This window comes from Microbacterium keratanolyticum, assembly GCF_016907255.1.
Classification (GTDB): Bacteria; Actinomycetota; Actinomycetes; order Actinomycetales; family Microbacteriaceae; genus Microbacterium; species Microbacterium keratanolyticum.
Genome location: NZ_JAFBBQ010000001.1, coordinates 1,292,340 through 1,306,441, shown reverse-complemented (window position 1 = coordinate 1,306,441; position 14,102 = coordinate 1,292,340). Strand labels below are relative to the sequence as shown.

Sequence of the window (14,102 nt, the reverse complement as noted above, 5' to 3'; positions counted from 1 at the left end):
GGCGGCCCCGGTCAGGCGATCCGTCGGCGGTAGACGAGCATCGCTCCCGCGTAGGCGACGACCAGGATGCCTACGCACCACGCCAGTGCGACCCAGAGGTCGGTGCCGACGGGCTGCCCGGCGAACAGGGCCTGGATCGAGTTGACGATCGAGGTGACCGGCTGGTTCTCGGCGAACCAGCGCACCGGGCCCGGCATCGTCTCGGTGGGCACGAAGGCCGAGCTGATGAACGGCAGGAAGATGAGCGGGTACGAGAAGGCGCTCGCGCCGTCGACGGTCTTCGCACTGAGTCCGGCGATCACGGCCAGCCAGGTGAGGGCGAGGGTGAACAGCCCCAGGATGCCGATGACCGCGAGCCAGGCCAGGGGGCTCGCGCTCGTGCGGAAGCCCATGAGAAGCCCCACCCCGAAGATGATCGCGAGGGTGATGCCGTTGGCGACGAGCGACGTGAGCACGTGCGCCCAGAGCACGCTGGAGCGAGCGATCGGCATCGAGTGGAAGCGTTCGAAGATGCCGCTCTGCAGGTCGGTGAACAGGCGGAACGCCGTGTAGGCGATACCGGAGGCGATCGCGATCAGCAGGATGCCGGGGAGCAGATAGTTGACGTAGTTCTCGACTCCCGTGCTCTGACGCAGCGCGCCGCCGAACACGAAGACGAAGAGCAGCATGAGGGCGATCGGGGTGACCGCCGTCGTGATGATCGTGTCAGCGCTGCGAAAGATGTGGCGCATCGAGCGCCCGGTGAGCGTCGCGGTGTCGGCGACGAAGTGCGTGGTCATGCGACATCCCTTTCGGTCTTCGTGCCGACGAGGGAGAGGAAGATCTCCTCCAGCGTCGGCTGCTTCTCGACGTACTCGACCTTCGCCGGTGGCAGCAGGGCCTTCAGCTCAGCGAGGGTGCCGTTCGCGATGATCCGGCCCTCGTGAAGGATCGCGATGCGGTCGGCCAGGTGCTCTGCCTCATCGAGGTACTGGGTTGTGAGCAGCACCGTCGTGCCCGTGTTCGCGAGGTTCTTGACGACCTCCCACACCTCGATGCGCGCCTCGGGGTCGAGCCCCGTGGTGGGCTCGTCGAGGTAGATGACCTCGGGGTTGCCGATCAGGCTCATCGCAATATCGAGCCGGCGCCGCATGCCGCCGGAGTAGGTGCCGACGCGGCGGCCTCCGGCGTCTGTCAGTCGGAACGTCGCGAGCAGGTCGTCGGCGATTCGGCCCGGGTGCTCAAGGTGACGAAGCTTCGCGACGAGCACGAGGTTCTCACGCCCGGTGAGGATCTCATCGACGGCGGCGAACTGGCCGGTCAGGGAGATCTTCTCGCGCACCTTCCGTGGCGCGGATGCCACGTCGAGACCCTGGACGACGGCTGCGCCGGCATCGGGGGTGAGCAGTGTCGAGAGGATGCGCACCATCGTGGTCTTGCCGGCGCCGTTCGAGCCGAGCAGGGCAAAGATGGACCCTGGCGCGACCTCGAAGTCGACACCGCGCAGCACATGCAGGTCTCTGTACGACTTCTCGATCCCGCGCACTTCGATGGCGGGTGCTGTTGTCATTTCTCCGTCTCCCTGGCCTTGTCGACGGCCTCGATCAGGCGCGCGCGCTCTTTGTCGATCCAGCGCGTGCCGGCGTAGGCCTGGGCGAAGTTCTCGGCGAACTCCACGGCGTCGTCACCGACGATCGCGCTTACGGGGGTGCCGTCGATCGCGGCGCGCTCCCACAGGTCGGCGAGGTCGGTAAACATCTGCACCAGGGTGTCTCCGTCGGTCACGCCGCCGTAGTACATGTAGTAGCGGTGCTGCGCCTCGGCGACCTGGCGGTAGGGCTCGGGCAGCGACTCGATGCGTGCCTTGGCCTGCTTGTACTGCTTCTTCTGCTCGAGCGATCCGGTGAGCGCTTCGATCCACTTTGCGGCCATGTCAGTTCTCCTTGGTGTTCGTGTGCAGTTCTTCGATGTGTGTGGCGAGGAAGTTCCAGGTCTTCCAGAACTCCTCGAGCTCAGCGGTGCCGTGCGCGTTGAGGGAGTAGACCTTGCGCGGGGGCCCCTTTTCGCTGGGGACCTTCTCGACGTCGACGAGACTCTTCTGCTCGATGCGCACGAGCAGGGCGTAGATCGTGCCCTCGGCGATGTCACTGAAGCCGCGGTCGCGCAGTCGCGCGGTGATCTCGTATCCGTAGGCGGGCTGTTCGGCGAGTAGCGCCAGGACGATCCCCTCCAGGGTGCCCTTGAGCATCTCGGTCATCTGCTTGCCCATCAGGGCCTCCTCACTACTCGGTGCTGCCGAGTACCGGTACAAAGTAACACCGAGTACCGGTACTTAGCAAGAGAGAATACTGAATCTTCGAGAATCCTGAAATGTCTTGCCCAGCGATAGTCAACGACATATCGTTAACTATCGTTTCGACGACCACTGGGAGGTCATCATGAACACATCAATGCCCGGCAACCCGTTCGGCGGATCGAGCGGCGGGCCCACTGGCGGCCCCGACTTCCGTCGCCCCGCGGCGGCGATCTTCGAGGTCATGGATCAGCTGCGCTCCGCGTTCGAGCAGCGCACCGGACCCACGCGGATGGCGCGTGGCGACGTGCGCACGGCGGTGCTCAGCCTGCTCGCCGAAGGGCCGATGCACGGCTACCAGATCATTCACGAGATCGAAGAGCGCAGCGGTGGCACGTGGAAGCCGAGTGCGGGCTCGGTCTACCCCACCCTGCAGCTCCTCGCCGATGAAGGGCTGATCACGGCAGAAGAACGCGGCGGTCGCAAGACCTACTCGCTCACCGAGGCAGGGCAGGAGACTGCGGATGCTGCCGCGGAAGAGCCCGCCCCCTGGGAGGCATCCGGCTCTCGCACTGCGTTCAAGCACACGGCGCTCGCGAAGTCGGGTGCCGACCTCGCGGGAGCCGCCGCACAGGTCGCCCGCACCGGCACCCCCGAGCAGATCGAAAAGGCCGCTGCCGTCCTCGACGACGCGCGTCGTAAGCTGTACGCCATCCTGGCTGACGCGTGAACCGCTCTCGACGATCCGCGGATGTCGGCCGGTGAGGGGAGGGCTGTCCGCGTGAACGACGCTGCGCGCAGCATCCGCCCTCACCGCGCCCGCTACCGAAGGATCCTGCGTTTCGCGATGCGGCAGCTCGTGCAGCTCTGGTGGTTCGAGATGGCTCTGCCGCGCCTGGGGATGGCGGGCGTCTCGGAGCGCTCGCGACCCGAACGGCTCCGGCGGATGGCCGAGCGCTTTCGCGTGCTGGCGGTCGACCTCGGCGGACTCATGATCAAGGTCGGGCAGTTTCTGTCATCACGGCTCGACGTGCTGCCACCCGAGGTCACGCGCACGCTGGAAGATCTGCAGGACGAGGTGCCTGCAGAGCCGTTCGCGGCCATCCAGCGCCGCGCGGAAGAAGAACTCGGCATCCTGCTGTCGCAGGCGTACGACTTCTTCGAAGAGGTGCCGCTCGCCGCAGCATCCCTCGGTCAGGCGCATCGCGCCCGGCTCTCCGCCGACGTCGCCGCGGACGCCGGCTTCGAAGACGTCGTGGTCAAGGTGCAGCGTCCGGGTATCGAGGAGATCGTCGAGGTCGACCTGGACGCACTGCGGCGCGTCGGGCGGTGGCTGAGTCGCATCCGCCTCGTGTCCGACAAGGTCGATGCTCCGGCCCTCATGGAGGAGTTCGCGCAGACCACCCGCGAAGAGATCGACTACCTGCACGAGGCCGCCAGCGCCGAGCGCTTTGCCGAGAACTTCGCCGCCGATCCGCGCGTGGCCGCTCCGCAGATCGCGTGGGAGCGCAGCACTCGACGCGTGCTCACCCTGTCGGATGTGACGGCGATCAAGGTCAATGACGCCGTGGCACTGCGGGCTGCCGGAATCGACCCCGCCGAGGTCGCGACGGCGTTCGCTGAGGCCATGTTCGAGCAGATCTTCCGGCACGGCTTCTTCCACGCCGATCCGCACCCGGGCAACGTCTTCGTGACTCCGGATGCTGCGGGCTGGCGCCTCACCTTCATCGACTTCGGCATGATGGGCGAGGTTCCATCCGGCATCCGCGAGGGGCTGCGCACGATCGTGATCGCGCTCGCGGCACGCGACAGCCGCCGTCTGATCGAGGGCGTCAAGGGAGTGGGTGCACTGCTGCCGAGCGCCGACACCCGCGAGTTCGAGAAGGCGGTGACGCACCTCTTCGCGCGCTTCGGCGGCATGGGTTTCGCGGAGATGAGCGCGGTCGACCCGCGCGAGTTCCGCGACTTCGGCAACGAGTTCGGCGATGTCGTCCGCGGTCTGCCGTTTCAGTTCCCGGAGGGATTCCTGCTGCTCATGCGAGCCGTCTCGCTGACGTCCGGTCTGTGCAGCTCGCTGGACCCGGACTTCAATGTCTGGGATGCCGTCGAGCCTTACGCGGCACAGCTGCTGCGCGACGAGAGCGGCAACATGGTGCGTGACTTCGCTCAGGAGGCGATGGCCACCGCCGGGGTCGCCTGGCGACTGCCGCAGCGCATCGATGGCGTCGTCGATCGGCTCGAAGAGGGCACGCTCACGTTCGACCTCTCCCGATTGGAGAGGCGGATGGACTGGCTGATCCGCCTCGTGCGGCGGGCCGTCGGTGCCGTCGTGTTCGCAGGTCTGCTCGTCGGAGGTGCGCTCCTGGTGGGCGTCAACCCTGTCGTGGGGACGCTGCTCATGGTCGGATCCGTCGTGCCGCTCGGATACGTGCTGTTCGCGGGGATCGGGCGGAGGTAGCCGCGCCTACTGCGAGGGCGGGATGGCGTCAGGCCGCCCGTACCCGCCGAGCTTCTCGACCGCGAAGTCGAGCAGGGCGGATGCGCGCGGGGTGAGTGACATGTCTGCAGGCCAGAGCCCCACGACATGCGAGAGCGTGACCGGGGGATCGAGTGGCAGGATGACGACCGGTCGACCCTCCGTGCTCATCGGGAGGATGTTGGGCCGGGACATCAGCAATCCGTAGCCCACGCCGCGTCCGACCAGGGCTTGCACGAGACTGATCTGCGGCACCTTCGTCACGATGCGTGGCTCCAGACCGCGCGCGGCGAAGGCATCCGTGACGTTTCGGGTGCCCGGGGTCGCGTCGTACAGAATGCACGGCTCGTCGGCGAGTTCTGCGAGGTCGACCGTGCGGGACGCGGCCAGCGGGTGGTCGGGATGCAGATGCACTTCGAGCTCGGTCGCGTAGATCTTGCGGCGGCGGTACCCGACCGGCAGCGACACGTCGAAGACGAGCGCCACATCGAGGTGCCCCGAGTCGAGGGCCGAGAGCAGCTCTTCGTTCGTGCCGACGGTGATCTCGATGCGCACTCCCGGATGCTTCTTCGGGAATCCTTCCAGAAGCTCGGGCACGACGTTCGTGGCGAAACTGGAGTAGCAGCCGAGCTTCACCGGGCCGCGGAGTTCCGTCCCGTCGCCGGCGCCCAGGACGAGCTCCTGCGTATCGGCGATGATCTTCCGCGCCTGCTCGGCGAAGCGCTGCCCGGCGGGAGTCAGAGTCAGGCCGCGCGCCTTGCGACGGACGCACAACTGCTCACCCACAGCCTTCTCAAGGCTCGTGACCGCCTGCGAAAGCGCGGACTCCGAGATGTGCAGGTGCGCGGCGGCCGCGCTGAGGGTGGTGAAGTCGGGGAGCGCAGCGAACAGCTCCAACTGTCGCAGGCTGACGTCCGCCATTGCCCTCCTCCCGGCAGAGTTCTTCTGTCTGATCGAACTATATCTGCGGATAACCGTGATTTACACGCAGAGTGCTGTCGAGGACGATAAGAACACCCGATTCCCACACCCCTCTGCCGCAGGGGGAAACAATGACGTTAGGGACACAGATGACCTCTTCCGCTGCTGCGCCAGCATCCTTGCGCCGGATCGCCTTCGCGACGATCATCGGCACCACGATCGAGTGGTACGACTTCTTCATCTACGCCACGACCGCAGGGCTCGTGTTCGCTCAGTTGTTCTTCCAGCCCGCCGGCAAGGAGATCGCGCTCCTGCTCTCCTTCGCCACGGTCGGAATCTCCTTCCTGTTCCGCCCGCTCGGAGCCTTCCTCGCCGGTCACTTCGGTGACATCATCGGGCGCAAGGCGATGCTGGTCGCAACGCTTGTGCTCATGGGCGCGGCGACCACGCTGATCGGCGTGCTGCCCACGTACGCGCAGATCGGCATCCTGGCACCCGTGCTGCTGTTGCTGCTGCGCATCCTGCAGGGGCTTTCCGCCGGTGGAGAGTGGGGCGGGGCGGTCCTGATGGCCGTCGAACACGCACCTGCTGATCGCCGCGGGCGCGCCGGGTCGTGGCCGCAGCTGGGTGTGCCGCTCGGATTCCTGCTCGCGTCGGGGGTGACCGCGCTCATGACCGGCGTCATCTCTCCCGGTGCGGCCTACCTCGAGTGGGGGTGGCGCGTGCCCTTCCTCCTCAGCGCCGTGCTGATCGTGATCGGCTTCGTCATCCGCCGTTCGGTCTCGGAGAGCCCGGTCTTCGAAGAGATCGCCAAGCGCGGCAAGCAGGCGCGCCTGCCGATCGTGACGCTCTTCAAGCGCTACTGGCATCTCGTGATCCTCGCGGCGCTCGTGTTCGTCGGCAACGGCACGCTCGGCTACATGACCACGGGTGGCTTCCTCAACAACTACGCGATCAACGTGCAGAGCATCGACACGACCGCTGTGCTCGTCGCGGCAGTCTTCGCCGCCACCGTGTGGTTCTTCTCGACACTGATCGCCGGCTACCTGGCCGATGTGATCGGACGGCGTCACACCTTCCTCATCGGCTTCGGCATCCAGGCGCTCGTCGTCTTCCCCGTCTTCTGGCTCGTCGACGAGGGCGGACTGCCCGGGCTCTACCTCGCGCTGCTGCTGATCTCGACCGGCCTCGGCCTCACCTACGGGCCACTGGCTGCGTGGTACTCGGAGATCTTCCCGGCATCCGTCCGCTTCTCCGGTGTCTCGATCACCTACGCGATCGGCGCCGTCCTCGGCGGAGCCTTCGCGCCCATGATCGCGCAGATGCTGCTGGGAGCGACCGGCACGACCGCCGCCGTCTCCGGCTACCTGCTTCTCGCCACCCTGCTCGGAGCGGGCGCGACCCTGTGCCTGCGTGATCGCTCCGGCATCCCGCTCGGCCCGGATCACGAGGCGGAACAGGCGACGGGAGCCACGATCTTCGCGTCCCGCACCCCCGTCGCGCAACTCGCGGAGACGAAGTAGCGCCCATCGCGCATCGCACGACCCGTCGCGACCTGCGGCTCAGTCAAGGAGTAGGAAATGGTAAGTCAGAACGCCAGAGTGGCGATCATCGGCGGAGGGATGGGCGGACTCACCGCGGCGATCGCCCTCACGAAGATCGCCGGAGTGCAGGTCACGGTCTTCGAACAGGCCAGCCAACTGGGTGAGGTCGGAGCCGGAGTCACCGTGGCGCCGAACGCGGCACGTGTGCTCGACCGGCTCGGGGTGCTCGAGGGGATCCGCAGTGCGGGGGCGGTGCCGGACGGGCACGGCGTCTATCAGAACGCGATGGGCGAGATCGTCACTGACGCAGCCTGGGAGGACTCGGCGAAGAACTACCAGAACATCGGCATGTATCGACCCGACCTCATCAACGCTCTGGCCAGCAACGTGCCTGCTGAGGTTGTGCGACTCGGCCATCGGCTGGCGTCGGTGGAGACGGTCGATGCGGGAGTGCGTGTCGAGTTCGAGAACGGTGTCGAAGACGTCTTCGACGCGGTGATCGGTGCGGATGGCATCCACTCCGTGGTGCGTCAGGCCGTGGGGCAGCACCCGGAGCCGGTGTACTCCGGGTACATCGTCTACCGCGGTGTGGTCGATGCGTCGCTGCTGCCCGAGGACTGGCCGATGATCAGCCAGGTGTGGATGGGCGATCGACGGCACTTCATGGCCTACCCCCTGCAGCAACGCAAGCTCTTCAACTTCGTCGCCGGAATCCCCAGCGACCGCCCCCTCAACGGGCCGTGGTCGGGACCCGCAGAGGTGAGCGAGCTGGCCGCCGAGTTCGCGGGCGACCAGTGGGATCCGAAGCTGCAGCACTTCATCCGACAGATCGACAAGACCTTCTGGTGGGGGCTGTTCGATCACGACCCGCTCACGAACTGGTCGCGTGGAGCCATCACACTGCTCGGCGATGCGGCGCACACGATGCTGCCGCATCAGGGACAGGGAGTGAATCAGGCGATCGAAGACAGCATGGCGCTGGCCACCTTCCTCGCCGCCGCGGACGAGATCGCGGACATCCCGGAGGCGTTCCGGCGCTACACCGCAGTGCGGATGCAGCGCACGGCGATCCTGCAGCACGGCTCGCGTCGCGCCGGCGCCATGTTCGATGCGCAGTACGAGTTCGCCGACCTGGACAAGCGCGACGCCGACATCCGCGTCGGTCGTGACTTCCGTCGCAGCACGGTGTTCGACTACGACGCGCAGAAGGTGGCCGAGCAGGCACTCACCCGATTCCGGAAGGTTCAGTTCGCATGACTTCGATCAGCATCATCGGCAGCGGAAAGATGGGCGCGGCGATCGCCGAGGTCGCGCTTCGTGCGGGCGCGAGTGTTCAGATGATCAAGCGCAGTGCGCAGAGCCCCTCGGCGGCGCGGTCGCGGTTCGAGTACAGCGTCATGGGAGACGACATCACGGGTGATCTCGTCGTGCTCGCCGTGCCCTACGGGGCGTATCCGAGCGTGCTGGAGCACTATCGCGATCAGCTCCGAGACAAGGTGACGATCGACATCAGCAACCCGATCGACTTCTCGACCAACGACGCGCTGATGTCGCCCCCCGACTCATCGACGGCCGCAGAGCTCGCTGCCCTGCTCCCGGTGGGAGCGGCCGTCGTGAAGGCGTTCAACGTCAATCTCGGCGACACGCTCACGAGCGGCACGAACGGAACGACCCCCACGACGGTGCTCTACGCCGGTGACTATGCGGATGCGAAGGTGCAGGTCGCGGCACTCGTGGAAGCGGCGGGGATGCGGGCCGTGGATGTGGGTCCGCTGACCCGTGCGCGCGAGCTGGAGGCGATGGGGTTTCTGCAGATCCTGATGGCGTCGCTCGGCAAGACGCGATACGAGTCCGGCTTCACCCTGTTGCCGTAGGGGTGGATGCGGCGGATGCCCGGCCTACCCGCGCCGGGCGTCCGCCGCGGCGATCCCGCGCCGCATCTCCTCGCGGGACGCCTCGTCCCACGGGCCGGATCCGGCGAGCGGGATCTCGGTGATGTGACGTCGTTCCGATTCTGGGATGCGCGCGACGAGGGCGTCGGGGTCACTGCCCGCCGTCGCGTACAGGGCAGGGCCGTCGGCGTAGAAGAGGTCCATGACGACGAGTCGTCCGTCGGCGCCGCGCATCACGTTCGACGGATTCGTGTCGAGTGGTCCGCACCAGGGCAGCTCGCGCAGCGCCCTCGCGTGGATGCTGTCGATGAGATCGACCAGCTCGGCCAGGGTTTCGTCGCGTGCCGCGATCAGCCCGTGGAAGGCATGGGCGTCGGCGGGGTCGACCGGAGTCAGCCACTCCATGAGCTGCAGGTCACCACCGCCCGACAGCCTGCGATGTGCGAAGAGCTCCGGCATCAGCCGAGTGTGCGCCGCGGCGCGGTAGAGCTCCGCCGTGTAGGGGCCCGTCGGATCGAACGGGCTGATGCGCACCGCGGCCGATCCGTCTGGCGCGCGCAGCGCGATCGCCCAGTCGCCGGCGCCGGCTCGCGTCCACCCGGCGTCGATGAAGGCGCGTTCGGCGGTGCGATGGTCGGCATCCGCGGGGAGCGCGGCGAGGGTGGCATCCATCGCTTCAGTCTGCCGGACGTCGCTTTGCTACGCCGCTCCTGCGTCCCTCGGACGGGTTGGGCGTGCGCCATCCCTCGGAAACCTTTTGGTCTTTCCCTTCCCCGCTTCGACTGGTGTACTGGGGATTGACGACAGGGAGAAGACATGACCATCGCGCGCGACGGCCACCTGAACACCGCGGAGTCCTGGCAGCTGCTGGAAGGGCATGACATGGGGCGTCTGGTCGTCGTGGACGCAGACGACGGGCCGCAGATCTTCCCCGTCAACTACACGGTCTATGAGGGGGCGATCTACATCCGCACGGCCGCCGACCTGAAGCTCGTCAGCGTCAAGAGCAGAAGCGACAGCGTCGGCGCTTTCGAAGTGGACGGCGGGGACGGCGGGGACGGCGAGGAACGGTGGAGTGTCGTCGTTCGAGGTCCTCTGACCCACCTTCGCGATGATGTCGAGATCGAGCGTTCGGGCGTTCGACGCCTCTCCACCTGGAGCCCGCGCTTCAAGCCGCATGTCCTGAAGCTGAGCGCCCAGACCGTCACGGGACGCCGCTTTGTTCGCGAGCAGGCCACAGAGACGACCGGCCGCGATGCGCCGCCGACTCGTATTCCGTCTTTCCCTCCGACGTCGTCCTGAGGTGACTCGCGCGCGGGGTCAGACCTCGAGACGCGAGTGCTCACCGAGGCGGTGCCACGACCGGTTGTGATAGACCAGGGCGTCGCCCGGCTCGCCCGGGGCGACGTCGCGCGTGAAGTGGGACTCCAGAGCGTGGGCGGCGATCACGGTCGAGGTGCCCGCATCCATGCGATCGATGACCGCGCAGCGCACCCACGCCCGGGCCTCATCGAACACCGGCTCACCGGTGCTGAGCCTCGACCACGAGTGCGCCTGCGCGAAGCGGTCGATGCCCGGGGTCGCGCCGAGTTGGGCGAGGCCCACATCGTGCGCATCGAGGAGGTGCACGACGACGGTCTCCGCACGTGAGAGCACGGCGGATGCCGACGACAGCGTCGAGATCGAGAAAATCAGCAGCGGAGGCTCAGCGCTCACCGACACAACCGACGTCGCGGTCAACGCGACCGGCCCCTCGCCAGCATCCGCCGTGATGACAGCGACACCGCCGGGGTGCCCGCGAAACAGCGCCTTGAACTCGTCCGGCGAGAGCGAGGACGAGAAGGCATGCTTCGGCGTCTCGGTCCAAGAGGCGGCGGGGTAGGCGTGAAACATGCTTACGCCCCGCCGCCCAGCTCTTCGCGAAGGATGCGGGCACCCGCGCTGAGCGCACTCAGCTTCGCCAGCGCGACGTCACGGCTCAGCGGTGCCATGCCGCAGTTCGTGCTGGGGATCAGCTTGTCGGCGTCGACGAACGCGAGTGCCTTCCGCAGGGTGTCGGCGACCTCTTCGGGCGTCTCGATCTCGGTGCTCGCCACGTCGATGGCTCCGAGCATGACCTTCTTGCCGCGGAGGAGCTCCACTAGGTCGGTGGGCACGTGCGAGTGGTGCGACTCCAGCGAGATGGTGTCGATGCTGGACTGCTGGAGGAGCGGGAAGGACTCCTCGTACTGCCGCCACTGCGACCCGAGCGTCGCCTTCCAATCGTTGTTCGCCTTGATGCCGTAGCCGTAACAGATGTGCACGACGGTCTCCGCGCGCAGTCCCTCTGCGGCCCGCTCGAGGGCTGCGACACCCCAGTCCTTGACGTCATCGAAGAACACGTTGAACGCGGGTTCGTCGAACTGGATGATGTCGACGCCGGCCGCCTCGAGCTCGCGCGCCTCCTGGTTGAGGATCGTCGCGAACTCCCACGCCAGCTTCTCGCGACTCTTGTAGTGCGCGTCGTAGAGGGTGTCGACCATCGTCATCGGTCCGGGAAGAGCCCACTTGATCGGACGATCGGTCGCACCCCGGAGGAACTTTGCATCCTCGACGAACACGGGCCGTTCACGCGTGACCGCGCCGACGACGGTCGGCACGCTCGCGTCGTAGCGATCGCGGATGCGGACGGTCTCGCGCTTCTCGAAATCCACACCGCTGAGGTGCTCGATGAACGTCGTGACGAAGTGTTGTCGCGTCTGCTCGCCGTCGCTGACGATGTCGATGCCGCGCGACGTCTGCTCCTGGACGGCGGCGCGCAGCGCATCCTGCTTGCCCTCCACCAATTCGTCACCCTGCAGCTTCCACGGCGACCAGAGGGTCTCCGGCTCGGCGAGCCAGGACGGCTTCGGCAGGCTTCCGACGGTGGAAGTGGGCAGGAGTGTGTTCACGAGAGAGGACTTTCCGCTGGTCATGCGATGGAAACGGCGTAGTTGGATGCCCACCGCTCAAGGGTGTCCTTGTGCGGCGTGATGAAGTGCTCCTCGGTGAACTTGCCCTGGATGACCGCAAGCTGGCTGCGCTCGACCCGGTCGTAGGCGATCTGCGTGCGGGAGTAGTCGTTCTGCTCCAGCGTCGGCTGGTAGACAGCGGGCGCCGCCGAGTTCGCGTTGTAGATCTCCGGACGGTAGATCTTCTGGAACGTCTCCATCGCGCTGATCGTGCCGATGAGCTGCAGCGGGGTGTAGTCGCCCAGCAGATCTCCGCGGAAGTAGAAGGCGAAGGGTGCTGCACTGCCGCGCGGCATGAAGTACCGGGCGCGCAGGCCCATCTTGCCGAAGTACTCATCCGTCAGGGCCGGTGCGTCCTGCTGGTATTCGATGCCCAGGATCGGGTGGTGGTTGCCGGTACGACGGTAGGTTCTGCTCGTCGAGACGCTGATGCAGATGACGGGTGCCGCGGTGAACCGCTCCCGGTAGGCGTCGGAGTCGAGGAAGTGCTCGAACAGCTTGCCGTGCAGGTCGCCGAAGTCCTGAGGGATCGCGCTTCCACTGGCCTTGGCTGCCGGCAGCACCACGCTGAAGTCGTAGTCGCGGACGTAGGAGGAGAAGTTGTTGCCCACGATGCCGTGGTGGCGCTCGCCCGTGTGCCGGTCGACGACCCAGATGTCGAGGACTTCGAGCAGGGGGAACTGCTGGTCGGCGCCTTCTGCGGCGAACTCCAGCTGCACTGAGATGATCTCGAGCTCCACCGCGTAGCGGTCGCCGTTCGGGTTGTCCCAGTCCGCCAGGTCGTTGAAGCGCTGGTTGATCATCGTCAGGGTGTTGCGGAGGTTCTCCTGACGGTGCTCGCCGCGCGCCAGGTTGGCGAAATTCGTCGTGGCGCGGGAGTTCTCCGACGGCGTGTAGTTCTCGTCGAAGCGAGTGGTGGTGATGCTGAACGTGAAGTCGTCCGCCATGAGTGGCCAATCCGTGGGTGCGGCCGGAACGGCCGGGGAAACAGATATCTCCATGGTGAGGGGAATGGTTCGATATCGAGTAACTAGAACTTCATGTGCGTTCATATAGCCTCGTCCTATGGCTCAGGGATCGAGCGGACTCACGCTCCAGCAGCTCCGCTACTTCATCGAGGTCGCCGCGGAGGGATCGATCTCCGCCGCCGCCGACCTTCTGTATGTGGCGCAGCCGACCATGTCGGCCGCGATGAAGGACCTCGAGGCCCGCGTGGGGCGTGCGCTCCTCGTCCGCTCGGCCCGCGGTGTCACTCTCACCGTCGACGGCACGGAGTTCCTCGGGTACGCGCGGCAGGTCGTGGAACAGGTGGCGCTTCTGGAGCAGCGCTACCTCGGGCGCCCGCCGTCACGGCGCCTGCTGGGAGTATCGGCGCAGCACTACTCGTTCGCGGTGGACGCGTTCGTGCGCGTCGTCAAAGCCATCGGCGCGGCCGAGTATGAGTTCTCACTGCGGGAGACGCGCACCTGGGACATTATCGAGGACGTGCGGACGCTCCGCAGCGAGATCGGCATCCTCTACCGGAACGAGTTCAACGGGAGGGTGATCGACAAGCTCTTGCGCGACGCCGGGCTCGTCTTCCATCCGCTCTTTCTCGCCGAGCCGCACATCTTCATCTCGCGGGGCAACCCCCTCGCATCCCGCGCGCACGTCACGCTCGATGACCTCGCAGACCTGCCGCGACTCACCTTCGACCAGGGCGCGAACAACTCGTTCTATCTCTCCGAGGAGATCCTCTCCACGCTGTCGAGCGCACAGGAGATCCGGGTCTCGGACCGCGCGACGATCTTCAACCTCATGATCGGCCTCAACGGCTACACGATCTCGACGGGCATCATCAGCGACGAACTCGACCCCGAGATCGTCGCCATCCCGCTCGCCGTCGACGAGCGCATCGAGATCGGCTGGATCGACCACGCCGCGATCCCGCTCACCGAACAGGCCCAGCGCTACCTGGAGGAAGTGCGCGCGGTCGTCGCGGAGTTCGGGGTTGAAGTTCTCGGGTGA

16 protein-coding genes are annotated in these 14,102 nt (G+C 66.6%); 7 read left to right on the top strand and 9 right to left on the bottom strand.

Translation table 11 applies throughout. The features are described 5' to 3' along the window. Positions 1-11: 11 nt before the first annotated feature. Genes JOD62_RS06185 through JOD62_RS06170 form a run of 4 tightly spaced genes read right to left on the bottom strand, consistent with a single transcriptional unit; the run spans position 12 to position 2,248 of the window. Entirely contained in the window at positions 12-779 is a 768-nt protein-coding gene (locus JOD62_RS06185; protein ID WP_204938438.1) for an ABC transporter permease, read from the bottom strand. Continuing rightward, complete coding sequence (locus tag JOD62_RS06180) at positions 776-1,549, bottom strand: ABC transporter ATP-binding protein (RefSeq protein ID WP_204938437.1); 774 nt, start codon at positions 1,547-1,549, stop codon at positions 776-778. Before JOD62_RS06180 ends, JOD62_RS06185 begins: the two co-directional genes overlap by 4 nt. Then, complete coding sequence (locus JOD62_RS06175; protein WP_204938436.1) at positions 1,546-1,911, bottom strand: DUF1048 domain-containing protein; 366 nt, start codon at positions 1,909-1,911, stop codon at positions 1,546-1,548. Before JOD62_RS06175 ends, JOD62_RS06180 begins: the two co-directional genes overlap by 4 nt. Before the next feature lies 1 nt (position 1,912). After that, entirely contained in the window at positions 1,913-2,248 is a 336-nt protein-coding gene (locus tag JOD62_RS06170) for a PadR family transcriptional regulator (RefSeq protein ID WP_204938435.1), read from the bottom strand. Positions 2,249-2,417: 169 nt separating this feature from the next. Between JOD62_RS06170 and JOD62_RS06165 the strand changes: the two genes are divergently transcribed. Both JOD62_RS06165 and JOD62_RS06160 read left to right on the top strand, forming a co-directional pair. Next, the gene (locus JOD62_RS06165; protein WP_204938434.1) at positions 2,418-3,002 is read left to right on the top strand and encodes a PadR family transcriptional regulator; all 585 of its coding nucleotides are present in this window, start codon (positions 2,418-2,420) and stop codon (positions 3,000-3,002) included. Positions 3,003-3,119: 117 nt separating this feature from the next. Further along, positions 3,120-4,730, top strand: a complete 1,611-nt coding sequence (locus tag JOD62_RS06160; RefSeq protein WP_239527057.1) for an ABC1 kinase family protein — start codon at positions 3,120-3,122, stop codon at positions 4,728-4,730. A 6-nt stretch (positions 4,731-4,736) separates the two neighbouring features. Here the strand turns inward: JOD62_RS06160 and JOD62_RS06155 are convergent, their stop codons facing one another. After that, the gene (locus JOD62_RS06155) at positions 4,737-5,669 is read right to left on the bottom strand and encodes a LysR family transcriptional regulator (protein WP_204938432.1); all 933 of its coding nucleotides are present in this window, start codon (positions 5,667-5,669) and stop codon (positions 4,737-4,739) included. A gap of 149 nt (positions 5,670-5,818) precedes the next feature. On the opposite strand from JOD62_RS06155, the gene JOD62_RS06150 reads away from it, so the two are divergent. From JOD62_RS06150 to JOD62_RS06140, 3 genes are read left to right on the top strand one after another with little or no spacing between them, the layout of a single operon-like run. Continuing rightward, entirely contained in the window at positions 5,819-7,192 is a 1,374-nt protein-coding gene (locus tag JOD62_RS06150; protein ID WP_204938431.1) for an MFS transporter, read from the top strand. A gap of 57 nt (positions 7,193-7,249) precedes the next feature. Next, positions 7,250-8,470, top strand: coding sequence for an FAD-dependent monooxygenase (locus JOD62_RS06145; protein ID WP_204938430.1), 1,221 nt, complete (start codon positions 7,250-7,252; stop codon positions 8,468-8,470). Further along, positions 8,467-9,087 carry an NADPH-dependent F420 reductase gene (locus JOD62_RS06140; RefSeq protein WP_204938429.1) on the top strand — a complete coding sequence of 207 codons (621 nt, stop codon included), beginning with the start codon at positions 8,467-8,469 and terminating at the stop codon, positions 9,085-9,087. The genes JOD62_RS06145 and JOD62_RS06140 overlap by 4 nt, the downstream gene beginning before the upstream one ends. 24 nt (positions 9,088-9,111) lie before the next feature. Here JOD62_RS06140 and JOD62_RS06135 read toward each other — a convergent pair whose 3' ends face one another. Beyond that, the gene (locus tag JOD62_RS06135; RefSeq protein WP_204938428.1) at positions 9,112-9,777 is read right to left on the bottom strand and encodes a hypothetical protein; all 666 of its coding nucleotides are present in this window, start codon (positions 9,775-9,777) and stop codon (positions 9,112-9,114) included. A 144-nt stretch (positions 9,778-9,921) separates the two neighbouring features. On the opposite strand from JOD62_RS06135, the gene JOD62_RS06130 reads away from it, so the two are divergent. After that, positions 9,922-10,407 carry a pyridoxamine 5'-phosphate oxidase family protein gene (locus JOD62_RS06130; protein WP_204938427.1) on the top strand — a complete coding sequence of 162 codons (486 nt, stop codon included), beginning with the start codon at positions 9,922-9,924 and terminating at the stop codon, positions 10,405-10,407. Between the two features lie 18 nt (positions 10,408-10,425). Here the strand turns inward: JOD62_RS06130 and JOD62_RS06125 are convergent, their stop codons facing one another. Genes JOD62_RS06125 through JOD62_RS06115 form a run of 3 tightly spaced genes read right to left on the bottom strand, consistent with a single transcriptional unit; the run spans position 10,426 to position 13,042 of the window. Next, positions 10,426-10,998 (bottom strand): flavin reductase family protein, encoded by a 573-nt coding sequence (locus JOD62_RS06125; protein WP_204938426.1) that lies wholly within the window; start codon positions 10,996-10,998, stop codon positions 10,426-10,428. Between the two features lie 2 nt (positions 10,999-11,000). Further along, positions 11,001-12,035 (bottom strand): methionine synthase, encoded by a 1,035-nt coding sequence (locus tag JOD62_RS06120; protein ID WP_204940086.1) that lies wholly within the window; start codon positions 12,033-12,035, stop codon positions 11,001-11,003. Positions 12,036-12,055: 20 nt separating this feature from the next. Further along, positions 12,056-13,042 (bottom strand): DUF1852 domain-containing protein, encoded by a 987-nt coding sequence (locus JOD62_RS06115; RefSeq protein ID WP_204940082.1) that lies wholly within the window; start codon positions 13,040-13,042, stop codon positions 12,056-12,058. Between the two features lie 118 nt (positions 13,043-13,160). Here JOD62_RS06115 and JOD62_RS06110 point away from each other — a divergent pair, with 118 nt between their 5' ends. Next, positions 13,161-14,102: a LysR family transcriptional regulator gene (locus JOD62_RS06110; protein WP_204938425.1), complete on the top strand. Its 942-nt coding sequence runs from the start codon at positions 13,161-13,163 to the stop codon at positions 14,100-14,102.